Here is a 26,533-nt window from a genome sequence, read left to right on the forward strand (position 1 = left end):
GCCCTGCGCAGGCTCCCCGGCCACCGGCTGAGACGGCCCGCCCCGCTCCCCGTCCGCCGTCTACCCTGCCGCCATGGCACAGAACGAGAGCGCTGCCCACGCGACGGACGGGACGGACCGGGAGGCGACCGCACCGGCCGACGGCAAGGTGGCCGTGGTCACCGGTGCGGGCTCCGGCATCGGCCGGGCGGTCGCCCGGGAGCTGATCGCCGCCGGCTGGCATGTCGTCCTGGCCGGACGCCGCCGGGAGACCCTCGACGCCACCGCGGACCGGGTCGGCCGGGTCGGCGCCGAGGGCCCCGCCGTCGTCCCGGTGCCGACCGACGTCACCCGCCCCGAGGACGTCGACGCCCTCTTCGCCGCCGTCCGCGACCGTTTCGGCCGGCTGGACCTGCTGTTCAACAACGCCGGCACGTTCGGCAGGCCCGGCCCCCTGGAGGAGCTGTCGTACGAGGACTGGCGCGCGGTCGTCGACGTCAACCTCACCGGCGCCTTCCTCTGCGCCCAGGCCGCCTTCCGCACCATGAAGGAACAGGACCCGCAGGGCGGCCGGATCATCAACAACGGCTCCATCTCCGCCCATGTGCCGCGCCCGCACTCGATCGCCTACACCGCCACCAAGCACGCCGTCACGGGCCTGACCAAGTCCCTTTCCCTGGACGGCCGTCCGTACCGGATCGCCTGCGGCCAGATCGACATCGGCAACGCCGCCACCGAGATGACCGGCCGGATGCAGACCGGCATCCTCCAGGCCAACGGGCAGACGGCGGTCGAGCCGGTGATGGACGCGGCCGATGTCGCCCGCACGGTGCGGCATATGGCCTCGCTGCCGCTGGAGGCGAATGTGCAGTTCGCGACGGTGATGGCGACCAATATGCCATATATCGGGCGGGGTTGAGCCTTCGTCCGGCCCGTTCGGGCCCCTCCCCCGCGTACGGGAACAACCTCCCGGAGCGCCGCGTTCCCCGATCATGACTCTCGACGACGCCGCCCGTGGCGCAGCCCGCACCGCACCCGAAGTCCTGCGCTACACCGCCTTCTCGACGGATCCCGAGGGCGGCAACCCCGCCGGTGTCGTCCTCGACGCCGAGGGCCTGGACGATGCCGCGCAGCTGGCCATCGCGGCGGAACTGGACTACTCGGAGACGGCGTTCCTCACCCCGCCGCCCGCGGACCTGGGCGGCACGGCGGGCCGCGCCTTCACCATCCGCTTCTTCAGCCCGCTCGCCGAGGTGGCGTTCTGCGGCCATGCGACGGTCGCCACCGCCGTCGCCCTCGCCGAGCGGATCGGCCCCGGCGACCTGCTCTTCGCCACCCAGGCCGGCCCGGTCCCGGTCACCGTACGGGAGCAGGACGGCGTCCTCCGGGCCACCCTGACCAGCGTCGCGCCCCATGTCGCGGCCGTCGGCGAAGCCGACCTCACCGAGGCCCTGGCCGCCCTCGACTGGCCCGCCGGCGACCTGGACCCGGCCCTCCCGCCCCGTATCGCCTTCGCCGGCAACAACCACCTGGTCCTCGCCGCCGCCACCCGCGACCGCCTCGCCGCGCTCGACTACGACTTCGACCGCCTGGCCGCCCTCATGGAGCGCCTCGACCTGACCACCCTCCAATTGGTGTGGCGCGAGTCCGAGTCGGTCTTCCACGTCCGCGACCCGTTCCCGGTCGGCGGCGTCGTGGAGGACCCGGCGACGGGCGCCGCGGCGGCCGCCTTCGGCGCGTACGCACGGGAGCTGAAGCTGGTCACGGCACCGGCCACGCTCACGCTGCACCAGGGGCACGACATGGGGCGGCCGGGCCTGCTGACGGTGGAGCTGCGGGAGGGGGACGCACGGTCGCATGTGAGCGGGGCGGCGACCGTCATCGGGGAGGGGTGACGTAAGACCGGGACCGGGACAACTGCGGGTGCCCATAAGGCCGTTGACTCCAGCAAAAGCGGCCCGCACCCGCATTCTCCCCCGTCCCGGCCCCTTACCTCACAGGCTCACGGGTGGGACGCTCCTCCCACACCCTCCATCCGCACCGCACCGGTCATCTTCGGCCCGTACGGAAGGAGTTACGCGTGAGCCGAACTTCCCGCCCGCGAACCCCTCGCCCCCGAACCCCCCGCATCCGCCGCGCCGCCACCGGCGCCCTGATAGCCATCGGCACCCTCTTCGCCTCGGTCCTCCCGACAGGCGCCGCGGGCGCCGCCCCCCACCCGGCCCCGAACGCCGCCTCCGCCACCCGCCTCGCCTCCTTCTGGACGCCCGAACGGATGCGTACGGCGACCCCGTTGGACCTGCTTCCGGTCCAACGGGGCGCGCTGTCCGAGACCGTACGCAGCGACATCGAGCGCCTGGTGAAACCCACCCGGCCCGGCCTCCTCGGCGGACGCCCCGGCGCCCTCCCGCAGACCGGCGCCCCCTGGACCGGCGGCGGTGCGCACGTCAAGACCACCGGCCGGGTGTTCTTCACCTACCAGGGCCGCCAGGCGTCCTGCTCCGGCGACGCCGTGACCAGCGCCAACAAGAGCACGGTGATCACCGCGGGGCACTGTGTGAAGCTGGACGGCGCCTGGCACACCCACTGGGTCTTCGTGCCCGGCTACCACGACGGCCAGGCCCCGTACGGGAAATGGGCGGCGGAAAAGACGCTCTCCACACCGCAGTGGACGAAGAGCGAGGACATCAACTTCGACGTCGGCGCCGCGGTCGTCGCCCCGCTGGACGGCAAGAAGCTCACCGATGTCGTCGGCGGCCAGGGCCTGGCCTTCAACTCCGGCTACCGGCAGCGGATGTACGCCTTCGGCTTCCCGGCGGCCGCGCCGTACGACGGCAGCAGGCTCGTCTATTGCAGCGGCACCACGATCCGGGACCCGCTGCTGTCCAAGGACCACGGCCTGCCCTGCAATATGACCGGCGGCTCCAGCGGCGGCCCCTGGTTCACCTCGTTCGACGAGTCCACCGGCAGGGGCCTTCAGGCGTCGGTGAACAGCTTCACCTATCAGTTCCTGCCGGACACCATGTTCGGCCCGTACTTCGGCGACGACGCCAAGAACCTCTACACCACGGCACAGTCGTCCTGACCGCACGGCGGGGCCGCCCGCGGACGACCGGTTCGCGCTCCGGCCCGCAGTCGGCCCCGCCGCTGCCGGTCCCTACCGCTGCGCCACCCACCCGGTCGGCTGCCGCAGGCCCAACTCCCCCATGCCGAACGGGTCCTGCGTGGACGCGAGCAGCGCCGACAGCGCGACCACCACCGCCACCAGCAGCCCGAACATCACGAACGGCCAGGCATGCGCGGCGAACCGGCCGATCGGCCGCGCGCCGCGTCCGCGCCCCCGCGAATGGCCGCGCAGGCCCGCGCCCCGGCCGCCGCTGCGCCATCCCAGCGCCCAGCCGATCCGCCGCTTCCAGTAGACCAGCCGGTAGTAGTGCTTGAGCACCGCCGCCCCGCCCCCGCCCCGTACACACATGCGATTACTGTCGGTAGGAGGGTACTGGCCGCACGACTGCGGCGAAGCGCGATCACCACAAGCCGGGGCGCCGGGATATCGAGGCGCCGGGGCGCCGGGGCGTCGATGGATCGGCGGCGGACGAGTCGGCCTATGAGCCGGGTTCTGTCACCCCCGGTCCTTGCGGGCCGAGGGGAGACGGCCATCCATCTAGGGCTGCCGTTGCCGACAGCCTCGTGCGGTCTACCCGCGGACTCGGGCGGGCAGCCCTCGATCGTCCGCGCAGAGCCGTCTCGCGACGGCTCCTCTTGACCTTGCTCCGGGTGGGGTTTACCTAGCCCTCCGAGTCACCTCGGAGGCTGGTGGTCTCTTACACCACCGTTTCACCCTTACCGCGGCCTTTCGGCCCCGGCGGTCTGTTTTCTGTGGCACTGTCCCGCGGGTCACCCCGGGTGGGCGTTACCCACCACCCTGCCCTGTGGAGCCCGGACTTTCCTCGGGGGGACCCTGAGGTCCCCACGCGGCCGTCCGGCCGGCTCGTCCGCCGTGCCGACCATGCTACCTGGCGCGCCGCGGCCGCTTGACCCTGCCGCAGCGGCAACGTTTCTACTGGCCGCATGAGGATCGGAGAACTCGCAGATCTGGTCGGCGTCAGCACCCGCGCCATCCGCCACTACCACCACCTCGGGCTGCTGCCCGAGCCCGAGCGCCGCCCCAATGGCTACCGCGAGTACGGGCTGCGCGACGCGGTCGCACTCGCCCGGCTGCGCCGGCTGGCGGAGCTGGGGCTCGGGCTGGAGGAGGTGGGGGACGTCCTCGCCGACGACTCCGGGCGCGAGCTGCACGAGGTGCTGACCGAGCTGGACGCGGACCTGGCCCGTCAGGAGGAGGAGATCCGGGCGCGGCGGGCCCGGCTGGCGGCGCTGCGGCGGCAGGCGGAAGAGCACGGCGGGCTGCCCACGGAGGGGCCCGTCTCCGACGAACTGGCGGCGCTGTTCGGGGAGATGGCCCGTACGGCGGCCGCGCGGCCCGGTCCGGAGCCCGCGATGGCGGCGACGGAGCGGGAGGTGCTGGCGCTGCTGGAGTCGGTGGAGGGAGCGGGCTCGGACGGCCGGATGACGGAGCTGCTCGGGCAGGCCACGGGGACGCCGGAGGCGATGGCGCGGGCGTACGAGGTGTACGGGCTGCTGGATGCGCTGGCATCGGCCGCGCCGGACGATCCGCGGGTGGCGCAGGCCGCGCGGGCGCTCGCCGCGTGCATTCCGGACGCGGTGGTGGCCGGGCTCGGCGGGCAGCACTGGGAGCGGGCGGCCGCGGCGGACGCGGGGGCGGACGGCGGTTTCCTGGCGGCGTACTACGCCCACTTCGCGCCCGCCCAGGCCGAGGCCGTACGCGGGGCGCTCCGGCTGGTCGCGGAGCGTGCCCGGTGAGCCGGGGCGACGCGCTGCGACGGCTGGCCGCTCACGAGGCCCGGTGGCTGACCGGCCTGTGGTGGTGGGTGGCGCGGCGGCGGATCGGGGTCGGCGCGGGCGAGCGGGCGCTGCCGTACGCGGCGGGGCAGGCGGCGATGGTCTACGGGCTGACGTTCGTGTGCGTGGTGGAGACCGTCGGGCTGCATGTCATGCTCGCCGGCGCGCCGGTGGCCCGTTGGGTGCTTCTGGTCGTGGATGTCTACACGGTGCTGATGATGCTGGGGTTCCAGGCGTCGGCGGTCACCCGGCCGCATGTGCTCGGGGCGGAGGGCCTGCTGTTGCGGGACGGCGCCCGGAGGGAGATACGGCTACCGCTACAGCGGATCGCCTCCGTGGGGCACGACCTCCGGTTCTCCGAAAAACGGGAGGAAGGGGTCCTGCACATGGCGGTGGGCGGACAGACGTCCGTGACCGTCGAGCTGGCCGAACCGGTCGTCGCCGTACGGCTGTTGGGGCGGCAAGAGGTGGTGCGGACGGTGCGGTTCCATGCCGATGATGCGCGTGGGGCGGTGGCGGCCGTACGGGCGGCGGTCACGGCGGCGGCCGGGGCCGGGTCCAGGGTCGGGGAAGCGGCTATACGGGGATGAAGCGGACCGGTTCGCGGCCCGGGTCGGCGGCAGCGAGGCGGACGCGGAGGCGCTGGCCGAGGGGCAGGGCCGGGCCGTCGGGGGCGGCTTCGACGGGGCCGAGGACGGCGGGGTCGTGGAGCTGGACGGTACCCCGGGTGGGATCGTCCTCCTGGGTCTCGACGACCAGGGCCTCGAACGTCTCGCCCACCCGGTCGCGCAGCAGCGCCGCCTCCACCAGGTCGACGCAGGCCCGCTCGACCCGGTTGGCGCGCTGGGTGCCGGTCTCCATCTCGTGCGGCAGGGCGGCCAGCGCGCCGCGTACCCATTCGGCCGGTGCGGCGCCCGCGGAGGCGGCCAGGCACAGCTCGGAGGTGTAGCGGTCAACCAGCCGCCGCAGCGGCGCGGTGGCGTGCGCATACGGGGCGGCGAGGGCGGCGTGCTGCGCGGCGGAGGCGTCGGGCGGGGTGCCGTCGAAGACGGTGTAGCCGGCGCCGCGCAGCAAGGTGGTGCACTCCTGGAGGAAGGCGGCGTCGGTGTCGCGGCGCGGGTCGAGGGTGCGCAGCAGGGCGGCGTACGAGGTGTGGTGCGGCCAGTCGATGCCCAGGGCCTGCGCGGTCCGCCGCAGCCGGGCCACGGAGCCGTCGCGGGGTGGGGGTCCCTCCCCGCTCGAACCAAGGTGAGAGCCCGGGGGAGGCAGGGTGCGCAGGATGCCGGTCCCGGAGGCGAGCATCAGCTCGGCCGCGGCCATGCCGGTGAGCAGGGAGATCTGCGCGTTCCAGCCGTAGGCGGGGAGCGGGGCGCGGTATTCCAGGGTGTAACGGCCGTGGCGCTCGACGATCTCCTGCTCGGGGACGTGGAGGGAGATCGCGCCCCGGGCGGCCTCCCGCTCCTCGCGCAGCCGGCCGATCTCACGGAGCAGGGCGAGCGGTTCCTCGGCCGTCTCGTCGTCCAGGACGCGCTGCACGCCCGCGTAGTCGAGCCGGGCGCGGGAACGGACCAGGGCGCGGCGTACGGAGATGCCGGTGAGCGCGGCGTCGGCGTCGAGGTCGAGCTGCCACAGGACGGCCGGGCGGTCCTGGTCGGGCAGCAGGCTGGCGGCGCCCTCGCTGAGGTCGGGCGGGTGCAGCGGGATGCGTTCGTCGGGGAAGTAGAGGGTGGTGACGCGGTGGTGCGCCTCGGCGTCGAGGGCGCCGCCGGGGGTGACGAAGGAGGCCACATCGGCGATGGCGTAGTAGACGCGGAAGCCTCCCCCGGTGCGCGCCGTGGGCGGCCCCCAGCCGCGCCGCCGGGAGAGGTACATCGCCTGGTCGAGATCGAGGGCACCGGGCGGGTCGATGGTGAAGAGGGGGAGGTCGGTGGCGTCCTCCAGGGTGTGCTCGGTCACCACCGCCCCGTCGGCGGCCGGGATGCGCGGGGCCCGGGCGGCGCTCTCCGCCTCGGCCTGGGCCGTGGGCGGGAAGTGGTCCGGAATCTCCAGATGCCCGCGCAGATCATGCAGCGCGGCACGCAGCGGGGCCTCGGCGGCGTCGGTCACGTGCATATGGCGACGGGGCATACCACCGAGCGTATGGCTGGCCGGCGCCTGTGGCGCGGTGTGATCGTCCAGCCCAGCGCTGCGGGCGCGTGTGGCCCCGGGGCTCCACGGCGTCCGCCCCCTCTCCCCTGTTACGGCCCACCGCGCCGCAGGCCATACGCTTTCCCGGGGCCGCACCCCCGCCCGTACCGCCGTGAAGGAGAACACCGTGCTCGTGCTGTTGCCGCCGTCCGAGGGGAAGGCCGCGGGGGAAACGGGGCCGACGCTGGACATGGGCTCGCTTTCGCTCCCGGGGCTGAACGCGGCGCGCGAGGCGGTGCTGGAGGAGCTCGTCGGGCTGTGCGCGGCGGACGAGACCAAGGCGCAGGAGGTCCTCGGCCTCAGCCAGGGCCTCAAGGGCGAGATCGCCAAGAACGCCGGGCTGCGCACGGCCGGCACGCGCCCGGCCGGGGAGATCTACACGGGGGTGCTCTACGACGCCCTCGGGCTGGCCTCCCTGGACGCGCGGGCGCGGCGGCTGGCCGAGGAGTCGCTGCTGGTGTTCTCGGGGCTGTGGGGCGCCGTACGGATCGGTGACCGGATTCCGTCGTACCGCTGCTCGATGGGGGTGAAGCTGCCCGCGCTGGGGGCGCTGGGCGCGTACTGGCGGGCGCCGATGGCCGAGGTGCTGCCCGCGGCGGCCGGGAAGGGCCTGGTGCTCGACCTGCGTTCGGCGGCGTATGCGACGGCGTGGAAGCCCAAGGGCGAGGTCGCGGGGCGGACCGCCACGGTGCGGGTGCTCCAGTCGAAGATCGTGGACGGGGTGGAGAAGCGGTCCGTGGTCAGCCACTTCAACAAGGCGACCAAGGGGCGGCTGGTCCGCGATCTGCTGACCGCGGGGCTGCGGCCGAAGGACCCGGCGGAGCTGGTGGCGGCGCTGCGGGAGCTCGGTTACGCGGTGGAGGCCGAGGCGCCGGCGAAGGGCGGCAAGGCGTGGGGCCTCGATGTGATCGTGACGGAGCTGTAGCAGCGGCGGCGGTTGCAGCATGTGCAACGCTCGTTGCACCCGGTGAGGGACCTGGCCCACCATGGGCGGCGTGACCAGCGCCGCCTTCTCGGTCCTCTCCCTCGCCCCCGTCATCCCGGTCATCGTCCTGGACGACGCCGCCGACGCCGTACCGCTCGCCCGCGCCCTGGTCGCGGGCGGGCTGCCGGCGATCGAGGTCACTCTGCGCACGCCCGCCGCCCTGGACGCCGTCCGGGCGATCGCCGACGAGGTCCCGGACGCGGTGGTCGGCGCGGGCACCGTCCTGACCCCGGAGCAGGTGGCCGCGGCCCGGTCGGCCGGTTCCCGCTTTCTGGTCAGCCCCGGATGGTCGCCGCGGCTGCTGGGTGCGATGAAGGACTCCGGGCTGCCGTTCCTGCCGGGCGTCTCGACGGCGTCGGAGGTGGTGACCCTGCTGGACGAGGGCCTCACCGAGCTGAAGTTCTTCCCGGCCGAGGCCGCGGGCGGGACGTCCCATCTGCGCTCCCTGGCCGCCCCGCTCCCCCGGGCCCGTTTCTGCCCCACCGGTGGGATCACCCCGGCCACGGCCCCCGCGTATCTGACCCTGCCCAACGTGGGCTGCGTCGGCGGCACATGGATGCTCCCGCCCGATGCGCTGGCCGCGAAGGACTGGCCCCGGATCGAGCGCCTGGCACGGGAGGCGGCGGCGCTGCGCGGCTGACGGCCGGAGCCTCCCCGGAGGAGTGCGGTGACGCGCCGTCAACTCGGCTTGAACGGTGGGAAGTACGGCCTCGCCGAGGCCGGCCGCTCAGCGCAGATGCGCCGTCTCGTTCAGCAGCCGCACCGAGGCGTTTCCGTCCGCGTAGTACGCCACCGCCGACAGCGACGCCGCGGACAGCTCCATCCGGAACAGCGACTCGGGCGGGGCGCCGAGCGCCAGCCGGACCAGGGTTTTGATGGGGGTGACATGGGTGACCAGGAGGACGGTCCGGCCGGTGTGACGGGCGATCAGCTTGTCGCGGGTGACGGCGATCCGGCGGGCGACCGTGGCGAAGGATTCGCCGCCGCCGGTGGGCGCCGCCTTGGCGGAGGCGAGCCAGGCGTCGAGGTCGTCGGGGAAGCGTTCGCGTACCTCGGCGAAGGTCAGCCCCTCCCAGGCGCCGAAGTCGGTCTCGCGCAGGCCGTCTTCGATCCGGACCTCCAGGCCGAGCCGCGCGGCGACGGCATCGGCGGTCTCCCGGCAGCGCCGCAGCGGTGAGCTGACGACGGCCTGGATCGTGCCGCGGGCGGCCAGCGCGGCGGCGGTGGCCTCGGCCTGGCGGCGGCCGGCGGCGGAGAGCTCGGGGTCGCTGCCGCCGCTGCCGGAGAAGCGCTTCTGGGGGGTCAGCGCGGTCTCGCCATGGCGCAGCAGCACGAACGTGGCGGGTGTGCCCAGATCGGGGGCGCCCCAGCCGCGGGTGACCGGGGCGGTCTCCGCCGCCTCGGCGGGCGCTCCGGCGGCGGCGTCCAGTGCCGCCGTCGAGGCGCCGGGCTCCCACTGCCGGCCCTGCTTGCCCGCGTCCATCGCCTCGTTGGCGAGCCGGTCGGCGTGTTTGTTCCGCTCCCGGGGGATCCACTCGTAGCTGACCTGCCCGGGCGGGAAGACCGCCGCGGCCTGGGCGGCCAGCGGCTTCATGTCCGGGTGCTTGATCTTCCAGCGGCCCGACATCTGCTCGACGACCAGTTTGGAGTCCATCCGGACGCGGACGGTGGCCTCGGGGTCGAGGGCGTGGGCGGCGCGCAGCCCGGCGAGCAGGCCCTTGTACTCGGCGACGTTGTTGGTGGCGGTGCCGATGTACTCGGCGGCCTCCGCCAGCGTCTCGCCGCTCGCCGGGTCGAGGACGACGGCGCCGTAGCCGGCCGGCCCCGGGTTGCCCCGGGACCCGCCGTCCGCCTCGACGAGGAACGTCCGCGCCATGGTCTTACAGGCCCGAGTCGGGCGTGCGGACCAGGATGCGGGAGCAGTTCTCGCAGCGCACGACGGTGTCGGCGGCGGCCGCGCGGACGTCGTTGATCTCGGTGATGTTGAGCTCCAGGCGGCAGCCCTCGCAGCGGCGCTGGTAGAGGCGGGCCGCGCCGACGCCGCCCTCCTTGGTGCGGATGCGGTCGTAGAGCTTGACCAGATCGGCCGGGAGGTCGGCGACGGTCAGCTCGCGCTCCTTGGTGACGGTGGCGGTCTCGGCGTCGATCTCGGCGTGGGCGGCGTCGCGGCGCGCGGCGGCGTCGTCGACCTTGGCCTGGATCGCCCCGACCCGCTCGGTGAGCTCGGCGACCCGCTCCTGGGCGGCCTCGCGGCGCTCCATGACCTCCAGGACGACGTCCTCGAGGTCGCCCTGCCGCTTGGCGAGCGAGGTCAGCTCGTGCTGGAGGTTCTCCAGGTCCTTGGGGGAGGTGACGGCGCCGGAGTCGAGGCGCTTCTGGTCGCGGGCGGCGCGCTGGCGCACCTGGTCCACGTCCTGTTCGGCCTTGGTCTGCTCGCGGCTGGTGTCGGACTCCTCGGTCTGCGCGGCGACCAGCAGGTCGCGCTGCTGGGTGAGGTCGGCCTCCAGGGTCGCCAGCTCGGCGAGCTCGGGCAGGTTCTTGCGCCGGTGCGCGAGCTGGGTGAGCCTCACGTCCAGGGCCTGGACGTCGAGGAGGCGGATCTGGTCGGCGGGCGCGGCGTTCAGCGGGGGGCTCCTGGGGTGTGCGTCGGGGTGGTGAGCGGGGCGGACGCCGCGTGGGCGGTCCAGGGGTCGGTGACCGTACGGGAGACATGGGTGCGCAGGCCCCAGCCGTGCCGGTCGGAGACCGCGTCCAGCTGGGCGGCGGCCTGTTCGCACCAGGGCCATTCGGTGGCCCAGTGGGCGGCGTCGAGCAGGGCCGGCGGGGTCTGCCCGTCCGGCTGGAGCAGCTGCACGGCCTCGGAGGCCGGGTGGTGGCGCAGGTCGGCGGTGAGGAACGCGTCCACACCGGCCGCCCGTACGTCGCCGAAGAGGCTGTCGCCGGAGCCGCCGGAGACGGCGACCGTACGGATCTCGCGGTCCGGGTCGCCGGCCGCCCGGATGCCCTGCGCGGTGGCGGGCAGACGGGCGGCGGCGTAGGAGGCGAACTCGGTCAGCGTCATCGGGTGCGGCAGCTCGCAGATCCGGCCCAGGCCGCGACGGCCGGCCGGATCGGTCGCATCGGCCACCAGCGGGCCGAGGATACGCAGGTCCAGCGCGCCGGCCAGGGCGTCGGAGACGCCGGGGTCGGCAGTGTCGGCGTTGGTGTGCGCGACGTGCAGGGCGATGTCGTGCTTGATCAGCGTGTGCACGACCTTGCCCTTGAACGTCGAGGCCGCGACCGTCGTCGTCCCGCGCAGATAGAGCGGATGGTGGGTGACGAGCAGATCGGCGCCCAGCCGCACCGCCTCCTCGGCGATCTCCTGGACCGGGTCCACGGCGAACAGCACGCGGCGGACCTCGGCGTCGGGGTCACCGCAGACCGTGCCGACGGCGTCCCACCCTTCGGCCCGCTCGGGGGGCCAGAGGGCGTCGAGCGCGGTGAGGACTTCAGACAGTACGGGCACGGGTGGAAGATTACCTCCCACCTCTGACACCGCGCCGCCGTCGGGCCCCGAGGAACCACGGCCGGCACCGCGGAGCACATCCGCCCCTCGCATGACCGGCGAATCGGACAACTGCCACCCTTATGCGTGAAGTGCGGCAACTCTCGTTGATCGGCCGGAAGTGCGAAAACTACCGTCCCTTCCTGACTGGAGGTGACCACTCGATGACGATCTGTGCCCCTGAGGACACCACGGCGCTCGGCAGCCCGCACCGCGCGGCGCTGACCATCGCCGCCGACGGCTCGTACGCCGCCCGGCTCGCCCGTCACGACGACGCCGCCGGGAGCCGGTTTCCGGAGCGCTGGACGCTGAGCGGCCCCGAGCCGTACGCCGTACCGCTGGCCGGAAGTCAGCCCGAGGAGCCGGACAGCGAGCTACTGCCGCTCGCCGACGGCCGGGTGCTGATCCTGCGCCGCGTCGCCGACCGCTTCGCGCTCTCGCTGCTGTATCCGACGGGCCCGGGCACGGGCGAACTCCTGCTGGGCGCCGTGGAAGCGCGGGAGCTGACCCTGCTGCCACCCGCCCCGGGCGGCGTGCTGGCCTACGCCCTGGCGCCCGGTGAGCGCGGCACCACGCTGTGGCGGGTGCACGGCGGCGAGCACGGCCCCGAGCGGGTCACCGAGGTGCCGGGGCGCTGCACGGGCGGCGTCTGGCTGGATCGCGACGGCCGGCTGCTGGCCCTGGACCGGGAGCTGACGGGCCGGACGAAGACCGTGGTGCTCGACCTGGGGCGGGGCGGCGAGGCCAGCCCGCTGCTCCAGATCACCGAGGAGAGCAACGACCGTCTGCTGCTGGCCGATCCGGACAGCGGTCTGCTGCTGCTCCGCTCGGACGCCCCCGGGCACGACCGGCTGGGCTGGGGCGTCCTGGGCAGCAGCCTGCCGGTGCGCTTCCCCGAATGCCTGCGCCCGGCGGACGGTTTCGCCACGCCGTTCGCCGCACAGCCGGGACAGATGCTGACACCGGAGAGGTGCGCGGTGGCCCTGCGGATCGATACGGCGGACGGGACGCGGCTGGGCGTGTGGCGACCGTCGGAGCGCCGGTTGCGGCGGTTCCCGGCACCCGAGGGGTGGCTGAAAGGCGCCGGTCTGTGGACGGCGTCCGGCGAGCTGCTGCTGCCGTGCGCGACGGAGAGGATGCCGTGCGCGGTGGCACGGATGGCGGTGCCTCTGGGGGCGGGCACGGGTAGCGGGGCGGACGCGGGCGGTAGGGCGGGTGGGGCGGCCGGGGCGGTGGTGGCCGTTGCGGTGGACAGGATGACCGCGACGGGCGTGGCGAGCCTGACCGATGTGACGGACGTCGTAAACACGGGAGACACGCGGGGCATGGGGGACACGGGGGACACGAGGGACGATGCCGCCGAGGGGGCCGGCACGGCGGCGGCGAGCAAGGGCGGGATTGTCCCGGATGCGGGGGATGACGACAACGGCTCCACAGCATCTGCACAACTTCCGGACACCAGTGCGGAACTGTCGCGCCGCCCCGCGCATCCCTCTCTGCACAGGCCAGTTCCCCTCCAGCAGGCGCCTCTCACAGACCAGGAGGCACCGTGGAGCGCCATTTCCCGCCAAGTTAGAATTCCGACGGGGGCTACGCAGCCGGTTGACCCGGCCACCACGGTTCCGTCTGGGGGCAACAGCCCCGGCGGTTGCTGGGGGAGGTCCCGACGCGTACAGCAGTAAGCGATCTGACGGAGTGACTCTTTCCATGTCCGAAGCCCGAACCGACACGACCGAGGCGCGCCACCAGGAGGCGTCCGCCCAGGCCGCCGAGGCGGCAAGCTCCGGCAGGCACCGTGGCCCGGCGGCCACGGAGGATGTGCAGGCCGATGTGCACGGCCGGCACCGCCGGTTGAAGCAGACCCAGGGCGCCTGACGCGCCCGGTTCCGGAGCGGCGATTTCCCGCCACCCGGACCGCTACGGCCGTGGCCGCCGTCCCGACTCCACTGGGACAGCGACCACGGCCGTAGTGCGTCCGGCTAGCGGTCCCGCATCCCGTCAGCAACGGTCCCGCATCCCATCAGCCGCTATCGGCTATCCGCTGTCTGCTACCCGCTAACTGCTATCCGTGCTTGAGGCCCAGCACCTCGGCCGCGCCGAAGGTCTCGTTCGGCGGCCGCTGCGCGTAATACGGCGTGAGCAGGCCGTCCAGCTCCTCGAAGGTGAAGACGTCCTTCGCGGTGTCGAACTTGGCGGCGATCCTGGGGCGTTCGGCGACGGCGACCATCCCCCCGTGGACGACCAGCAGTTGCCCGTTGACCTGGGCGGCCGCCGGTGACGCCAGATAGCCGACGAGCGGCGAAACATGCTCGGGCGACAGCGCGTCCAGGCCCTCCCCCGGCTCCGCGCCCCCCTGGTACGCCGGAACGGACGCGAAGACGTCCTCGGTCATCCGGGTGCGGGCGCGCGGGCAGATGGCGTTGGCGGTCACTCCATACTTGGCCAGCGCCAGCGCTGTGGAGGTCGTCAGGCCCACGATGCCGCCCTTGGCCGCGGCGTAGTTGGGCTGCCCCGCCGAGCCCGCGAGGAACGCTTCGGACGAGGTGTTGACGATCCGCCCGTACACCGGGCCGCCGGCCTCCTTGGAGCGGGCGCGCCAGTGGGCCGCGGCGAAGTGGGTGGTGTTGAAGTGGCCCTTGAGGTGGACGCGGATCACCGAGTCCCAGTCGTCCTCGCTCATGGAGAACACCATCCGGTCGCGCAGAATTCCCGCGTTGTTGACCAGGATGTCCAGTTTTCCGTAGCTCTCGACGGCCAGTTGGACCAGCGCCCGGGCCTGCGCGAAGTCGGCGACATCGCCCAGGTGGGCGACGGCCCGCCCGCCCGCCGCCCGGATCTCGGCGGCCACCTCCTCGGCGGGGGCGGCGGAGGCTTCGCCGGTGCCGTCGCGGCCCGGCTGCCCGAAGTCGTTGACGACGACGCCGGCGCCGAGACGGGCGAGTTCGAGGGCCTCGGCGCGCCCCAGACCGCGCCCGGCACCGGTGACGATCGCGCTCCGGCCCTCAAGCGGCAGTGGCTGTGGCTGAGGCTGTGCCATTGCTGTCCTCTCCTGTGCTGTCGGGACGGGTCCGGTGTCAGATCTCAATGCAGGTGCGCAACGCCGTACCGGACCGCATCTGGTCGAGCGCGTCATTGATCTCGGCGAGCGGGACCCGATGGGTGATCATTCCCTCGAGGTCGATCCGGCCGGCCCGCCACAGGGCGATGGCCCGCTCGTAGGAGCGCAGTACATCCGCGCCCCCGTAGAGCGAGGGCAGAATCCGCTTCTCGTCGAAGAACAGCTCGAACATGTTGACCTGGAAGGTGTCGTCCAGTGCGCCCGCCCCGACCACGCACAGGGTGCCGCCGCGCCGGGTCGTCTCGTAGGCGGTGCGGGCGGTGGCGGACTTGCCGACGACCTCGAAGACGTAGTCGAAGCCCTCGCCCGCGGTGATCCGCTGTTTGGCGTCGGCGAGTTCGCCGGGGGCCACGGCCTCGGTGGCGCCGAAGCGGAGCGCGGCCTCGCGGCGGCCGGCCACCGGGTCGACGGCGATGATCTGGGCGGCACCGCAGGCCCTGGCGCCCTGGATGACGGAGATGCCGACGCCGCCGCACCCGATGACGGCGACCGACGAGGCGGCCTCCACCTTGGCGGTGTTGAGCGCCGCGCCGAGCCCGGTGGTGACCCCGCAGCCGATCAGGGCGGCGATCTCGTACGGGACGTCGTCGGGGATCGGGACCGCGCAGTGGGCGGCGACCACGACCTCCTCGGCGAAGGTGCCGGTCCCGGCGAAGCCGAAGACCTCGCCGCCGGGGCGTGCGAAGTTGGGTGTGCCGGCGTTCATGAACCCGGCCAGGCACAGATGGGTCTGGCCGCGTTTGCAGGACGGACAGCTGCCGCAGGCGGGCAGCCAGCACATCAGGACGCGGTCGCCCGGGCCGAGCCCGGTGACGCCGTCGCCGACCTCCAGGATCTCGCCGGCTCCTTCGTGCCCGGGGACGAAGGGCGCGGGCTGCGGCAGTACCCCGCTCATCGCGGAGAGGTCGGAGTGGCACAGCCCGGTGGCCCGTACCCGCATCCGGACCTTGCCGGGCCCGAACCCCACCGCCTCCACATCGTCGAGCACCTCGAGCTTTTCCTGCCCTGTCTCGTGCTGTACGGCTGCGCGCATGGTGCGGCTCCTCTCGGGTTGCGGGCGGGTAGCGGGGTGGCGGGCCAGCCCCGGGGCGGGCGCGACCGTCCCTGGGGCAGCTGTCGCCGGTCCCCTGTTTCAGCCGTGCTCGACCACGGTGTCCGCCAGGACCGGCGCATCGTCCCGGTCGGTCGCCGTGACCGACACCTGGGTGCGGCCCTCGTCCTCCCACATCCGGATCCGCAGGGTCTCGCCGGGGAAGACCACGCCCGCGAAGCGGGTGGTGTACGAGCGCACCCGCGCGACATCGCCGCCGAGGACCGTGTCGACCACGGCCTTGAGCGTGACCCCGTACGAGCACAGCCCGTGCAGGATCGGCCGGTCGAAGCCGGCGAGCTTGGCGAATTCGGGGTCGGCGTGCAACGGGTTCCAGTCGCCGGAGAGGCGGTAGAGCAGGGCCTGGTCCTCGCGGATGAGCCGTTCGGTGGTGCGGTCGGGGGCGCGGTCGGGCAGTTCGAGGCGGGCGGAGGGGCCGCGTTCGCCGCCGAAGCCGCCCTCGCCGCGGACGAAGATCTGGGTGTCGCAGGTCCACAACGGGCCGTCGTCGTCCGCCACTTCGGAGCGCAGCACGATGACGGCGGCCTTCTGCTTGTCGTAGACGGCGGGGACGCTGGAGGTCTGGGTGGCGCGGCCGCGCACGGGGAGGGTGCGGTGGACGGTGACGGTCTGACCTCCGTGCAGGACGGCGGCGAGGTCGACCTCGATGCCCGGCGCGGAGAGCCCGCCGGCCAGCGCCATTCCGCCGCCGGCGACGGTGGCGAAGCTGGGCAGGACGTGCAGCGCGCTCTCCAGGGTGTAGCGCAGTTCGTCGGGGTCGGTGGCGGCGTGCGGCTTCTCCGGTGTGGCGGCGCCAGCCCCGATGCCGAGGTGGTAGAGCTGGATGTCCTTGTGATCCCAGGCGAGTTCGGTACTCCGCGGGGCGGCGGAGATGGCCTTGGCGGCGTCGATGGGCATGGGGGCGGTAGCTCCTTCACCACGGTGTGAGTCGGTGCGGCACGGTGCGAACGGGGATGGCGGGTTTGATGGGTATGGCGGATCCGACGGGTGTGGCGGGTCCGACAGGCGTAACGGCTGCGACAGACGTAACGGGTGCGACGGGCCGGCGGATGCGACCGGTCCGAGGCGTGCGGCGGGTACGACGAGTGCGACGGCTGTGAAGACCCCGGCCCGGCCGTCCGCACCGTCGGCCGCGCCGGGGTCGTTCCGGATCGGCCGGGTGACGTTCCGCCCGTGCCGCCGCCGGAGGCCACCGCCCGGCGCCCGTACCAGACGCCTGGCGGGACACCGCTGCCAGACTTCCGTCGGCACACTTCTAGAACGCGTTCTAGCCGATGCGTCCCATGTATAGCCGATCCACCGGGCACTCGGAAGCCCCCTGACTCGTTGTCAGGCCGGGGGCGAACGGTCCGTGCCCCTGACACCCACCGCCACCACCCCCGACCCTCCTCGGGGTTCCCCCCGACCCCGCTTCGGGGTACCCTCAGGGCTCCCTCCCCGGACCCATGACATTTGTCCTGCGCGATCCCCCACATTCGACTCTGCCGCCCCGCCGCCACGCTCCGTAATGTCGTGGACAAGAAACGACGGGGAGGCCGGACATGGCGACGAGCAGGACGACACACCTCGGCAGGACGCACACGTCCGGGCCGACCGGCGCGCCGCGGTCCGCGGGCGGCGCCGCGGCGGTGGAATTCGCGGAAGTGACACGGAGTTACGGCGCCGTGCGTGCCGTCCACGGCCTGGACCTGGAGATCGCCGCAGGCGAGACGGTGGCGCTCCTCGGGCGCAACGGCGCGGGGAAGTCCACCACTCTCAACATGCTGCTGGGGCTGCTGCCCCCCAGCTCGGGGACGGTACGGCTGTTCGGTGGGGAGCCGGAGGCCGCGGTGCGGGCGGGCCGGGTGGGCGCCATGCTCCAGGACGGTCGGCCCATTCCGCGGGTCACCGTCCGCGAACTGGTCACCTTCGTCGCCGCCACGTACCCGCACCCCATGGACGTCGACGAGGCCCTGGAGCTGGCGGGCCTGGGCGAGTTCGGCGGGCGGCGGGTGGACCGGCTGTCCGGCGGGCAGGCCCAGCGGGTCCGCTGCGCGGTGGCGCTGGCCGGGAATCCCGAGCTGCTGGTGCTGGACGAGCCGACCGTGGCGCTGGACGTCGAGGCACGCCGCGCCTTCTGGCGCTCGATGCGCGCCTATGCCCGCCGTGGCCACACCGTCTTGTTCTCCACCCACTATCTGGAGGAGGCGGACGACAACGCCGACCGGATCGTGGTGATCGACGGCGGCCGGGTGGTCGCCGACGGCAGCGGTGAGGCGATCAAGCGAGGGGGCGGCGGCTCGCTGGTCTCAATCGACCTCGCGGGCGCGCCGAGCGAGCCGCTGCGGGGGCTGCCCGGTGTGAGCACCGTGGAGATACGGAGCGACCGCGCCCAACTGCGTACGGCGGACTCCGATGCGACGGTCCTGGCACTCGCCGAGCTCGGTCTCATACGGGGCCTGGAGGTCGCCCCCGCCAGCCTGGAGGACGCCTTCCTGGCCCTCACCGGCGCATCGCCGTCCTCCCCTTGCTCCCCTTCCTCCCCGTCGTCCCCGAAGGAGACCGCGTAATGCTCGACTACATCCTTCTCGAAGTCCGGCGCACCCTGCGCGACAAGGGCTTTGTCGTCTTCGGCATCGGGATGCCGGTGCTGATGTATGTGCTGATGACCAATATCGGTACGGGCCCCGGCGGCGCCGCGATGGAGTGGAAGATCGCCTCGATGGTCGGGATGGCCGCGTACGGCGCGCTGGGTTCGGCGATCGGCATCGGCACCGGCGTCGCCGAGGACAAACAGCTGGGCTGGCTGCGGCAGTTGCGGATCACCCCGCTGAGCCCGATACGGGTGGTGGTGGCCCGCGGGCTGACCAGCACGGTGACGGTGCTGCCCGCACTCGCCTCCGTACTGCTGGTGGGCGCGCTGGTCAACGGCGTCCGGATGCCCGGCTGGCAGTGGGTCGCGCTGGCGGCGGTGCTGTGGCTCGGCACCGCGCCCTTCACCCTGCTCGGTCTCGGCAACGGTTACCGCCTCTCCTCGCAGTCCACCGGCTTGGTCAACACCGGCTGCATGCTGCTGCTGTCGATCATCGGTGGACTGTGGTTCCCGACCGAACTGTTCCCCGGCTGGCTGCGCTCGCTGTCCTCCTGGACGCCCGGCAACCGCTTCGCGGAGCTCGGCCGGAGCGTCACCGAGGGTGGCGCTCCCGGTCTGGCGACGGTGGCGGTGATGGCCGCCTGGCTGGCACTCTTCGGCGGTTATGCGGTGTACGCCTACCGTCGAGCCGCGCGAACGGTGTGACCGACCATGACGCAAACCTGGAAAGCGACAGTGCACGACGCAAAGCAGCAGGACCCCGGTGGCGGCGGCGCCGCGGACGGCGGCTCCTGCACCGCCAAGGGGCGGAGCAGGAAACTGGGCAAGGGGCCGGACAAGTACGCCTTTCTGCCCTGGCTGCTGATGGGCGCCGGAGCGTTCTCGAACATCGTCCAAGGCAAGACGGACCATCCCTGGCTGGCAAGCCTCGGCCTGCTCGCCTTCAACTCCTGCTACGTCACCGTCGTCTGGTCCGCCTTCAGCCCACGACGGCGCGACTCCCGCTATCCGGTGATCGCCCTGGGCGTGCTGACCGCCCTCACCTTCACCCTCGCGCTGGGCTTCGGCAGCGAATGGCTCGTGTTCTTCCCCCTGCTGTCGCTGGCCTCCGGCACGGTGCGCACCCTGCGTGGCAGGAAGCTCGCCCTCTGGCTGATCGCGCTCAGCGGGATAGCGGGTTTTCTGTCGGGCCAGCAGCACGGAGATCCCTGGGGCTCATTTGGCATCGGCTACGGCACCTTCCTCTCCGGCGCGGTCACCGCCGCGGTCCTCGGCCTCTTCGACACCATCCGGGAGCTGAACGCCACACGCCAGGAACTGGCCCGCTCGGCCGTGGAGAAGGAGCGGCTGCGGTTCTCCCGCGATCTGCACGATCTGCTGGGGCACACCCTGTCCGTGGTGGTGGTCAAGGCCGAGGCGGTCCGGCGGCTGGCGCCGCGCAATCTGGAGGCGGCGCTCGGCCAAGCCGCCGATATCGAGGCGGTCGGCCGCCAGGCGCTGACCGAAATCCGCGAGGCGGTCACCGGCTACCGCGAGGGCAGCCTGACCACCGAGCTGGACCGGGCCCGCTCGGTGCTGGAGGCGGCCGGTATCGAGCCCGTCGTACGGCAGGCCGGGCCGCCGCTGCCCACCCAGGCCGAAGCGCTGCTGGGCTGGGTGGTCCGCGAGGGCGTCACCAACGCCGTCCGGCACAGCCGCGCCACCCGCTGCGAGATCGACGTCAACGCCGATAGGGACCGGGTACGGCTGACGATCACGGACGACGGCCGCGGTCCCGTAAGCTCCGGTGCTGCCGCGGCGCATGGCCTGGCCTGGATACGGGACAGGATCCCGGGCAGCGGCGGCGAGACGGCCGGTGGCGGCGCGGGGGATGGCGGGGACGGTATGAACGGAGTCGGCGTGCCGAGCGACAGGGACGGGACCGGGGATACGGACGGTGCGAGCGGTACGGACGACGCGGTCCGTGCCGGCGCCGCGGCGCATCCCGCATCCGAATCCGAATCCGAATCCGCGGATCGTGGCCGCTCCGGCCCGCTGGGCGGCACCGGGCTCAAGGGCCTGACCGAGCGGCTGGCCGCGGCCGGCGGCACGCTGCACAGCGGCCCGGACGGCCGGCGCGGCTTCCGGGTCACGGCCGAACTGCCGGTGGGCACGGGCGATATGGCGGATGCGGAGGAGTTGACCCGGTGATCAAGGTCCTGCTGGCCGAGGACCAGGGAATGATGCGCAGCGCGCTGGCGTTGCTGCTCGACCTGGAGGAGGACATCAAGGTCGTGGCCCAGGTGGCGACGGGCGACGAGATCGTCCCCACCGCGCTGGACGCCCGGCCCGACGTCGCTCTCCTGGACATCGAACTCCCGGGTTGCAGCGGCCTGGACGCCGCGGCCGATCTGCGCGACCGGCTGCCGTCCTGCAAGGTGCTGATCGTCACGACCTTCGGCCGCCCCGGCTATCTGCGGCGTGCGATGGAGGCCGGGGCGTGCGGCTTCCTGGTCAAGGACGGGCCCGTTGGGGATCTGGCGGCGGCGATCCGGCGCGTACTGGCCGGGGAGCGGGTCATCGATCCGGGCCTGGCCGCCGCCGCGCTGAGCGCCGGACCGAGTCCGCTCACCCCGCGCGAACGCGATGTCCTCACCGCGGCCGTGGACGGCGCCACGGTCGCCGATATCGCCGGCAAGCTCCATCTGTCCCAGGCCACCGTCCGCAACTACCTGTCGGCGGCCATCGGGAAGACCGGGACCCGCAACCGTATGGAGGCGGTACGGGCGGCGCGGCGCAACGGGTGGTTGTAGGGCGGGGACCGGCGGGCGCCGGTCCGGCCATCACCCCGCCGAAAGAGTCGCCCGGCCTCCCGGCCGCCCCAGCCACCGGACCGCCCGACCGTCCGGCGTCCGCCCGCTCAGCCGTGCCCGATATCCGTCTGGCGGCGCGGCAGGGCGAGGATCATCAGCGCGATGCTGCCCAGCAGCACGACCGCCCCGACGTGGAAGGCCAGACCGTAGCCGGCCGCCAGTGCCGCCCGGCCGTGGCCCTCGGCGATCCGGGCGGCGGCGATGGTGGACAGGACCGAGAGGCCGAGCGCGCCGCCCATCTGGCGGGAGGTGTTGATGAGGCCGGAGACCAGGCCCTGGTCGGCGGGGTCGGCACCGGAGGTGGCGATCGAGGCGACGGGGGTGGCGGTCAGTCCCGCGCCGAGCGCCATCAGGATGCCGGGGCCCAGGATGGTGCCGAGATAGGTGCCGTTGACGTCCATCGTGCCCTGCCAGGCCATGCCGCACGCGGAGAGCACCGCGCCCGCGATGGCCAGGGTCTTGGCGCCCACCCGGTTCATCAGCCGGGGTCCGATCTTGGAGCCCAGGACGATGGACAGCGAATGCGGAATGAACGAGAGCCCCGCCTGGAACGGCGTATAGGCCAGCACATTTTGCGCATAGAGGGACAGGAAGTACCACATCGAGAACATCGCGGCGCCGGCCAGCACCATCGCCGCGTTCGCGGACGAGACCGAGCGCAGCCGGAAGAGTCCCAGCGGCATCAGCGGGGCCTTGGCGCGCGCCTCGACGGCGATGAAGACGGCGATCACGACGAGCCCGGCGGCCAGCGGCAGCAGCGCGGACGCCGAGGTCCATCCATCCGTCTCGGTCTGCACGATGCCGTACGCCACCAGCGCCAGCCCGGCCGTCACCAGGAGCGCGCCGGGCACATCCAGCCGGCGCGCGGCGCCCTGCCGGCTCTCGGTGAGCCACAGCACCGCACCGGCCAGCACCAGCGCCCCCACCGGCACGTTGATCAACAGCACCCAACGCCACGTCAGATACTGGGTGAGCACTCCCCCGACCAGACCGCCCACCGCACCGCCGCCCGCGCCGACCGCCGTCCAGGTGGCGATGGCCCTGGTGCGCGCCGGGCCCGCCGGGAAGGAGGTGGTCAGGATCGTGAGGGTGGCCGGGGAGAGGACCGCCGCGCCGACACCCTGGATGGTGCGGGCCGCGACCAGCTGCCAGGGCTCCTGCGCCAGCCCGCCGGCCAGGCTCGCGACCGTGAACAGCGCCAGCCCGACGACGAAGATCCGCTTACGGCCGAAGAGGTCGGCGGCCCGGCCACCGAGGAGCATGAAGCCCGCGAAGGTGATGACGTAGGCGTTGACGATCCATTGCAGGCCCAGTTCGCTCAGCCCGAGCCCGGTCCGCATGGCGGGCAGCGCCACGTTCACGACGGAAACGTCCAGTACGACCAGGAACTGCCCCGCGCAGACCAACAGCATCACCAGCCAGGGCGGCGCGGCCGTACGGCGCTCGGTTCCGGACACGGTGGGGGAGGTGGCTATCGGGGGCATGCGGACCATGTTCGCATTCGTTTCATGCAGCCTGCATCGGTATATCGACGCATCGCCCCACTGCCCGGGTCCTAGGCCGCACGGGGCGGGCGACCCTTAGGGGATGGGGGCGGCCGACCCTTAAGGGTTCGGAGGGCCCCTTGCAGAGCCAACTACCCAGGGCGGGCGGGGAATTAACGCTGATCAATGTCGTGGGTGCGCAGGATGGACAGGCTCGTGACCGGGAGCCCGCCCCAGGCCGTAGGGCGCCCGCCCCAAGCCGTAGGTCGGTTGCCCGCCCCCACCTCACCTCCGCAGCATCGTCACCACCGCCGCTCCGCCCAGGCCGATGTTGTGGGCGAGGGCCACGCCGGCGCCGGGGACCTGGCGGGCGCCGGCGGTGCCGCGGAGTTGCCAGACCAGTTCGGCGGTCTGGGCCAGGCCGGTGGCGCCGAGGGGGTGGCCCTTGGAGATCAGGCCGCCGGACGGATTGACCACCCAGCGGCCGCCGTAGGTCGTGGCGCCGTCGGCGATCAGCTTGCCCCCGTCGCCGTCGGGGCACATGCCCAGGGCCTCGTACGTCAGCAGTTCGTTGATCGAGAAGCAGTCGTGCAGCTCGATGACGTCCACGTCCTCGATGCCCAGGCCGCTCGCCGCGTAGACCCGGCGGGCCGCGGCGCGGGACATCGGCTTGCCGACGACGTCGATGCAGGAGCCCGAGGCGAAGCTTTCGTCGGTGTCGGTCGTCATCGCCTGGGCGGCGATCTCCACCGCCCGGTCGGCCAGCCCGTGCTCGCGGACGAAACGCTCGGACGCGATGACGGCCGCGGCCGCGCCGTCGGAGGTCGGGGAGCACTGGAGCTTGGTCAGCGGCCGGTGGATGGTCTTGGCGGCGAGGACCTCCTCGACCGTGTAGACGTCCTGGAACTGGGCGTAGGGGTTGTGCGCCGAGTGCCGGTGGTTCTTGGCGCCGACCGCGGCGAGCTGTTCGGCGGTGGTGCCGTACCGGTCCATGTGCTCACGGGCCGCGTTGCCGAAGATCTGGGCGGTGGGCGGGGTCATCTCGAAGCCGTGGGCGGCCGCCATCACTCCGTAGTGGCGGGCGACGGGAGACGTGCTGAAGTCGCCGGCGTCCGCGCCGCCGCCCAGCGCGCCGCGCTTCATCTTCTCGAAGCCGAGCGTCAGCACACAGTCGTTGATGCCCGCCTCGACGAACTGACGGGCCATCATCAAGGCGGTCGATCCGGTCGCGCAGTTGTTGTTGACGTTGTAGACGGGGACGCCGGTCAGACCCAGTTCGTACGCGGCACGCTGGCCGGCCGTCGACGGCTGGTAGCAGTAGCCGACGGGCACCTGCTCGACGGCCTCGTAGCCGACACCGGCGTCGGCGAGTGCCGCGCCGCCCGCCTCCTTGGCCATGTCCCAGTACTGCCAGTCGCGGGTCTCGGGTTTCTCGAACGCGGTCATCCCGACGCCGATGATGTACGCCTTGCCGGTCATGCGCATCCTCCAGAGTCACCAGGGAGTTGCCAGGACGGGGAGTTGCCGGGAGCAGGAAGTCACGGGGAGCAGGAAGTCGCCGGGCGGTCGCCGGCGGCCCTCATATCAACGGTCGGGGCTCCGGATCGCGCGGCAGCCCCAGCAGCCGTTCCGCGACGACATTGAGCTGGACCTGGGTGGTGCCGCCCGCGATGGTCAGGCAGCGGGACATCAGGAAGCCGTGCAGGGCCCGTTCGCCCGCACCCTCGCGTACCGCGCCGGCCGGTCCGAGCAGTTCCAGGGCGAGTTCGGCGACCTTCTGCTGGTGCGGGGTCTGCACGAGCTTGTGGACGGCGGCCCCGGCGCCGGGCTCCAGACCCGACACCTGCTGGAGCGTGGTACGCAGCCCGATGCACCCCAGCGCATGCGCCTCGGCGGCCAGGGCGCCCACCCGCGCCCGTACGGAGCCGTCCAGCTCCGCCGTGCGTTCCAGGAGCGCCTCCAGCCCTGTGTCGAAGGTCAACTGGTCGGCCATGTGGACGCGTTCGTTGTCCAGGGTGGTGCGGGCGACCTTCCAGCCGTTGTCGATCTCGCCGACCACCGCGTCGGCGGGCAGCAGGACGTCGTCGAAGTAGACCTCGTTGAAGAGCGCATCGCCGGTGATCTCCTTCAGTGGCCGGATGTCGATCCCCGGGGTCGTCATGTCGACGAGGAAGAAGGTCAGGCCCCGGTGTTTGGGCGCGTCCGGGTTCGTACGGGCGAGGAGGATGCCGTGGTCGGCCCATTGGGCGGCCGAGGTCCACACCTTCTGGCCGTTGATCCGCCAGCCGCCGCCGTCGGGCCCGTCCACCCGCTCGGCGCGGGTCCGCAACGAGGCCAGGTCCGAGCCCGCCTCCGGCTCGGAGAACAGCTGGCACCACAGCAGATCGCCGCGCAGGGAGGGCAGCAGATAGCGGTCCTGCTGCTCCTTGGTGCCGTGGGCGATCAGGGAGGGGACGACCCAGGTGGCGATGCCCAGGTCGCTGATCTCGACCCCGGATTCCCGCAGCTCCTGCTGGACGGCCAGTTGGCGGACGGGGCCGGCGCCGAGGCCGTAGGGCTCGGGGAGGTGCGGGGCGGCGTAGCCGGTGGGGGCCAGGGCGCGGCGGGCGGCGGCGGGGTCGAGGCCGCGGGCCGCGTCGATGACCGTACGGGCCTGTGCGCGGTGCGCGGCCGCCTCGGCCGGGAGGTCCAGGCGCAGTGCGCGGCGGGCGCCGTCCGCGGCGTGGCGGGCGGCGCGCAGGCGGTGGCGGTCGCCGCTGCCGAGCAGTTGGCGGGCGACGGTGGCCCGGCGCAGATGGAGATGGGCGTCGTGTTCCCAGGTGAAGCCGATGCCGCCGAGGATCTGGATGCAGTCCTTGGCGCAGGTGTGGGCGGCGTCCAGGGCGGTGGCGGTGGCCAGCGCGGCGACCAGGCCGCGGACGGCGGGCGGTTCGTCCAGGGCGCGGGCGGCGTCCCAGACCAGGGCGCGGGCCTGTTCGCAGCGCACCAGCATGTCGGCGCAGAGGTGTTTGACCGCCTGGAACTGGCCGATGGGGCGGCCGAACTGTTCGCGTACGGCGGCGTGTTCGGCGGCGGTCTCCAGCGCCCAGCCGGCCGTACCGCAGGACTCGGCGGCGAACAGGACGCCGGCCAGGTCGCCGACGAGCGCGTCGTCGAGGGCCAGGAGGCGGTCGGCGGGCACCGGGACGCCGTCCGCGCTCACCTCGGCGACCGGCCGGGTGGGGTCGGCGCTCTCCTGGACCCGTACGGTCAGCGTCGCGGCGTCGGCTGCCAGCCAGACCGTGCCCGTGGGGGCCGTTGCGGCGAGCACGATCACCTCGGCGTCGCCGCCGGCCAGGACCGGGGGCGCGGTTCCGTCCAGGACGTAGCCGTCCGCCTCCTGGACGGCGGTGAGCGAGCCCGTGCCGAGTGCGACGGCGGCGAGGAGTTCGCCGGTGGCCAGGGCCCGTACGAGGTCCCGGTGTCCGGCGCGGCGGAGCAGTTCGGCGGCGAGGACGGTGGGCAGATACGGGCCCGGGAGCGCGGCGCGGCCCATCTCCTCCAGGACGACGGCGAGGTCGAGCAGGGCGCCGCCGCCTCCGCCGTCGGCCTCGGGCAGATGCGGTCCGAGCAGGCCCTGCTCGGCGAGCCGGTCCCAGTGGGCGGGTCTGCCGTGCCGTTTCGGCGGGGCGTCGAGCAGGGTGCGGATCTCCTCGGGCGGTACGGCCCGCGCGGCCCAGCCACGCGTCGCCTCGGCCAGGTCACGGTGCTCTTGCGTGATTCCGATGCCCATGCGGGG

The 26,533-nt window shown here is 73.2% G+C and carries 24 protein-coding genes and 1 other RNA gene; 13 read left to right on the forward strand and 12 right to left on the reverse strand.

All coding sequences use genetic code 11. The features are described 5' to 3' along the window. Nucleotides 1-73: 73 nt before the first annotated feature. The 3 genes from B1H19_RS13300 to B1H19_RS13310 all read left to right on the forward strand — a co-directional run bounded on the left by B1H19_RS13300 (nucleotide 74) and on the right by B1H19_RS13310 (nucleotide 3,064). Entirely contained in the window at nucleotides 74-898 is an 825-nt protein-coding gene (locus tag B1H19_RS13300; RefSeq protein WP_083104963.1) for an SDR family oxidoreductase, read from the forward strand. 73 nt (nucleotides 899-971) lie between these two features. Further along, nucleotides 972-1,874, forward strand: coding sequence for a PhzF family phenazine biosynthesis protein (locus B1H19_RS13305; protein WP_083104964.1), 903 nt, complete (start codon nucleotides 972-974; stop codon nucleotides 1,872-1,874). A gap of 185 nt (nucleotides 1,875-2,059) precedes the next feature. Further along, nucleotides 2,060-3,064: a trypsin-like serine peptidase gene (locus B1H19_RS13310; protein WP_083104965.1), complete on the forward strand. Its 1,005-nt coding sequence runs from the start codon at nucleotides 2,060-2,062 to the stop codon at nucleotides 3,062-3,064. Nucleotides 3,065-3,136: 72 nt separating this feature from the next. Here the strand turns inward: B1H19_RS13310 and B1H19_RS13315 are convergent, their stop codons facing one another. Together B1H19_RS13315 and rnpB are read right to left on the reverse strand one after the other, a co-directional pair. Then, nucleotides 3,137-3,454, reverse strand: coding sequence for a hypothetical protein (locus B1H19_RS13315; RefSeq protein ID WP_159028043.1), 318 nt, complete (start codon nucleotides 3,452-3,454; stop codon nucleotides 3,137-3,139). A gap of 117 nt (nucleotides 3,455-3,571) precedes the next feature. Next, an RNA gene (rnpB, locus tag B1H19_RS13320) (RNase P RNA component class A) lies at nucleotides 3,572-3,973 on the reverse strand. Between the two features lie 77 nt (nucleotides 3,974-4,050). On the opposite strand from rnpB, the gene B1H19_RS13325 reads away from it, so the two are divergent. Together B1H19_RS13325 and B1H19_RS13330 are read left to right on the forward strand one after the other, a co-directional pair. Next, a complete protein-coding gene (locus B1H19_RS13325; RefSeq protein WP_083104967.1) occupies nucleotides 4,051-4,863 on the forward strand; it encodes a MerR family transcriptional regulator in 813 nt (270 codons plus the stop codon). Beyond that, nucleotides 4,860-5,492, forward strand: coding sequence for a hypothetical protein (locus B1H19_RS13330; RefSeq protein WP_083104968.1), 633 nt, complete (start codon nucleotides 4,860-4,862; stop codon nucleotides 5,490-5,492). Before B1H19_RS13325 ends, B1H19_RS13330 begins: the two co-directional genes overlap by 4 nt. On the opposite strand, the gene B1H19_RS13335 is transcribed toward B1H19_RS13330, so the two are convergent. Continuing rightward, entirely contained in the window at nucleotides 5,479-7,029 is a 1,551-nt protein-coding gene (locus B1H19_RS13335) for an RNB domain-containing ribonuclease (RefSeq protein ID WP_083104969.1), read from the reverse strand. The genes B1H19_RS13330 and B1H19_RS13335 overlap by 14 nt on opposite strands. A 187-nt stretch (nucleotides 7,030-7,216) precedes the next feature. Here B1H19_RS13335 and yaaA point away from each other — a divergent pair, with 187 nt between their 5' ends. Then, entirely contained in the window at nucleotides 7,217-8,014 is a 798-nt protein-coding gene (gene yaaA / locus B1H19_RS13340; protein ID WP_083104970.1) for a peroxide stress protein YaaA, read from the forward strand. 61 nt (nucleotides 8,015-8,075) lie between these two features. Further along, nucleotides 8,076-8,714, forward strand: a complete 639-nt coding sequence (locus tag B1H19_RS13345; protein WP_083104971.1) for a bifunctional 4-hydroxy-2-oxoglutarate aldolase/2-dehydro-3-deoxy-phosphogluconate aldolase — start codon at nucleotides 8,076-8,078, stop codon at nucleotides 8,712-8,714. An 87-nt stretch (nucleotides 8,715-8,801) separates the two neighbouring features. Here the strand turns inward: B1H19_RS13345 and B1H19_RS13350 are convergent, their stop codons facing one another. Genes B1H19_RS13350 through B1H19_RS13360 form a run of 3 tightly spaced genes read right to left on the reverse strand, consistent with a single transcriptional unit; the run spans nucleotide 8,802 to nucleotide 11,579 of the window. Then, nucleotides 8,802-9,950 carry a bifunctional RNase H/acid phosphatase gene (locus B1H19_RS13350; protein ID WP_083104972.1) on the reverse strand — a complete coding sequence of 383 codons (1,149 nt, stop codon included), beginning with the start codon at nucleotides 9,948-9,950 and terminating at the stop codon, nucleotides 8,802-8,804. A 4-nt stretch (nucleotides 9,951-9,954) separates the two neighbouring features. Continuing rightward, entirely contained in the window at nucleotides 9,955-10,698 is a 744-nt protein-coding gene (locus B1H19_RS13355; RefSeq protein ID WP_203237340.1) for a zinc ribbon domain-containing protein, read from the reverse strand. Next, a complete protein-coding gene (locus B1H19_RS13360) occupies nucleotides 10,695-11,579 on the reverse strand; it encodes a Nif3-like dinuclear metal center hexameric protein (RefSeq protein WP_083104973.1) in 885 nt (294 codons plus the stop codon). Before B1H19_RS13360 ends, B1H19_RS13355 begins: the two co-directional genes overlap by 4 nt. Before the next feature lie 203 nt (nucleotides 11,580-11,782). On the opposite strand from B1H19_RS13360, the gene B1H19_RS13365 reads away from it, so the two are divergent. Further along, complete coding sequence (locus B1H19_RS13365; RefSeq protein ID WP_237289276.1) at nucleotides 11,783-13,300, forward strand: hypothetical protein; 1,518 nt, start codon at nucleotides 11,783-11,785, stop codon at nucleotides 13,298-13,300. Between the two features lie 25 nt (nucleotides 13,301-13,325). After that, complete coding sequence (locus B1H19_RS39250; RefSeq protein WP_203237146.1) at nucleotides 13,326-13,493, forward strand: hypothetical protein; 168 nt, start codon at nucleotides 13,326-13,328, stop codon at nucleotides 13,491-13,493. A 187-nt stretch (nucleotides 13,494-13,680) separates the two neighbouring features. Here B1H19_RS39250 and B1H19_RS13370 read toward each other — a convergent pair whose 3' ends face one another. The 3 genes from B1H19_RS13370 to B1H19_RS13380 form a co-directional block, all read right to left on the reverse strand. Then, complete coding sequence (locus B1H19_RS13370; protein WP_083104974.1) at nucleotides 13,681-14,655, reverse strand: 3-oxoacyl-ACP reductase; 975 nt, start codon at nucleotides 14,653-14,655, stop codon at nucleotides 13,681-13,683. Between the two features lie 37 nt (nucleotides 14,656-14,692). Continuing rightward, on the reverse strand, nucleotides 14,693-15,769 hold the full coding sequence (locus B1H19_RS13375; RefSeq protein ID WP_083104975.1) for a Zn-dependent alcohol dehydrogenase: 1,077 nt from the start codon (nucleotides 15,767-15,769) through the stop codon (nucleotides 14,693-14,695). Nucleotides 15,770-15,868: 99 nt separating this feature from the next. Beyond that, nucleotides 15,869-16,744 (reverse strand): MaoC/PaaZ C-terminal domain-containing protein, encoded by an 876-nt coding sequence (locus B1H19_RS13380; protein WP_083104976.1) that lies wholly within the window; start codon nucleotides 16,742-16,744, stop codon nucleotides 15,869-15,871. 644 nt (nucleotides 16,745-17,388) lie between these two features. Between B1H19_RS13380 and B1H19_RS13385 the strand changes: the two genes are divergently transcribed. The 4 genes from B1H19_RS13385 to B1H19_RS13400 are packed head-to-tail and all read left to right on the forward strand — an operon-like array spanning nucleotide 17,389 to nucleotide 21,211. Beyond that, complete coding sequence (locus tag B1H19_RS13385) at nucleotides 17,389-18,396, forward strand: ABC transporter ATP-binding protein (RefSeq protein ID WP_107425970.1); 1,008 nt, start codon at nucleotides 17,389-17,391, stop codon at nucleotides 18,394-18,396. Further along, the gene (locus tag B1H19_RS13390; RefSeq protein ID WP_083104977.1) at nucleotides 18,396-19,124 is read left to right on the forward strand and encodes an ABC transporter permease; all 729 of its coding nucleotides are present in this window, start codon (nucleotides 18,396-18,398) and stop codon (nucleotides 19,122-19,124) included. Before B1H19_RS13385 ends, B1H19_RS13390 begins: the two co-directional genes overlap by 1 nt. Before the next feature lie 6 nt (nucleotides 19,125-19,130). Next, nucleotides 19,131-20,609: a sensor histidine kinase gene (locus B1H19_RS13395; RefSeq protein ID WP_083104978.1), complete on the forward strand. Its 1,479-nt coding sequence runs from the start codon at nucleotides 19,131-19,133 to the stop codon at nucleotides 20,607-20,609. After that, on the forward strand, nucleotides 20,606-21,211 hold the full coding sequence (locus B1H19_RS13400; protein WP_083104979.1) for a response regulator transcription factor: 606 nt from the start codon (nucleotides 20,606-20,608) through the stop codon (nucleotides 21,209-21,211). The genes B1H19_RS13395 and B1H19_RS13400 overlap by 4 nt, the downstream gene beginning before the upstream one ends. Nucleotides 21,212-21,318: 107 nt before the next feature. On the opposite strand, the gene B1H19_RS13405 is transcribed toward B1H19_RS13400, so the two are convergent. The 3 genes from B1H19_RS13405 to B1H19_RS13415 form a co-directional block, all read right to left on the reverse strand. Next, entirely contained in the window at nucleotides 21,319-22,764 is a 1,446-nt protein-coding gene (locus B1H19_RS13405; RefSeq protein ID WP_083104980.1) for an MFS transporter, read from the reverse strand. A 276-nt stretch (nucleotides 22,765-23,040) separates the two neighbouring features. Next, complete coding sequence (locus B1H19_RS13410) at nucleotides 23,041-24,234, reverse strand: thiolase C-terminal domain-containing protein (RefSeq protein WP_083104981.1); 1,194 nt, start codon at nucleotides 24,232-24,234, stop codon at nucleotides 23,041-23,043. 100 nt (nucleotides 24,235-24,334) lie between these two features. Continuing rightward, nucleotides 24,335-26,527 (reverse strand): acyl-CoA dehydrogenase, encoded by a 2,193-nt coding sequence (locus B1H19_RS13415; RefSeq protein WP_083104982.1) that lies wholly within the window; start codon nucleotides 26,525-26,527, stop codon nucleotides 24,335-24,337. Nucleotides 26,528-26,533 lie beyond the last annotated feature (6 nt).

The sequence above is a fragment of the Streptomyces gilvosporeus genome (assembly GCF_002082195.1).
Taxonomy (GTDB): domain Bacteria; phylum Actinomycetota; class Actinomycetes; order Streptomycetales; family Streptomycetaceae; genus Streptomyces; species Streptomyces gilvosporeus.

Bases quoted from the DNA above. Each gene is read 5' to 3' on its own strand.
- B1H19_RS13300 (WP_083104963.1), top strand. From the start codon at position 74: ATGGCACAGAACGAGAGCGCTGCCCACGCGACGGACGGGACGGACCGG.
- B1H19_RS13380 (WP_083104976.1), bottom strand. From the start codon at position 16,744: ATGCCCATCGACGCCGCCAAGGCCATCTCCGCCGCCCCGCGGAGTACC.
- B1H19_RS13390 (WP_083104977.1), top strand. From the start codon at position 18,396: ATGCTCGACTACATCCTTCTCGAAGTCCGGCGCACCCTGCGCGACAAG.
- B1H19_RS13315 (WP_159028043.1), bottom strand. From the start codon at position 3,454: ATGTGTGTACGGGGCGGGGGCGGGGCGGCGGTGCTCAAGCACTACTAC.
- B1H19_RS13345 (WP_083104971.1), top strand. From the start codon at position 8,076: ATGGGCGGCGTGACCAGCGCCGCCTTCTCGGTCCTCTCCCTCGCCCCC.
- B1H19_RS13415 (WP_083104982.1), bottom strand. From the start codon at position 26,527: ATGGGCATCGGAATCACGCAAGAGCACCGTGACCTGGCCGAGGCGACG.
- B1H19_RS13370 (WP_083104974.1), bottom strand. From the start codon at position 14,655: ATGGCACAGCCTCAGCCACAGCCACTGCCGCTTGAGGGCCGGAGCGCG.
- B1H19_RS13405 (WP_083104980.1), bottom strand. From the start codon at position 22,764: ATGGTCCGCATGCCCCCGATAGCCACCTCCCCCACCGTGTCCGGAACC.
- B1H19_RS13305 (WP_083104964.1), top strand. From the start codon at position 972: ATGACTCTCGACGACGCCGCCCGTGGCGCAGCCCGCACCGCACCCGAA.
- B1H19_RS13350 (WP_083104972.1), bottom strand. From the start codon at position 9,950: ATGGCGCGGACGTTCCTCGTCGAGGCGGACGGCGGGTCCCGGGGCAAC.
- B1H19_RS13365 (WP_237289276.1), top strand. From the start codon at position 11,783: ATGACGATCTGTGCCCCTGAGGACACCACGGCGCTCGGCAGCCCGCAC.
- B1H19_RS39250 (WP_203237146.1), top strand. From the start codon at position 13,326: ATGTCCGAAGCCCGAACCGACACGACCGAGGCGCGCCACCAGGAGGCG.
- B1H19_RS13385 (WP_107425970.1), top strand. From the start codon at position 17,389: ATGGCGACGAGCAGGACGACACACCTCGGCAGGACGCACACGTCCGGG.
- B1H19_RS13410 (WP_083104981.1), bottom strand. From the start codon at position 24,234: ATGACCGGCAAGGCGTACATCATCGGCGTCGGGATGACCGCGTTCGAG.
- B1H19_RS13375 (WP_083104975.1), bottom strand. From the start codon at position 15,769: ATGCGCGCAGCCGTACAGCACGAGACAGGGCAGGAAAAGCTCGAGGTG.
- B1H19_RS13395 (WP_083104978.1), top strand. From the start codon at position 19,131: ATGACGCAAACCTGGAAAGCGACAGTGCACGACGCAAAGCAGCAGGAC.
- B1H19_RS13325 (WP_083104967.1), top strand. From the start codon at position 4,051: ATGAGGATCGGAGAACTCGCAGATCTGGTCGGCGTCAGCACCCGCGCC.
- B1H19_RS13335 (WP_083104969.1), bottom strand. From the start codon at position 7,029: ATGCCCCGTCGCCATATGCACGTGACCGACGCCGCCGAGGCCCCGCTG.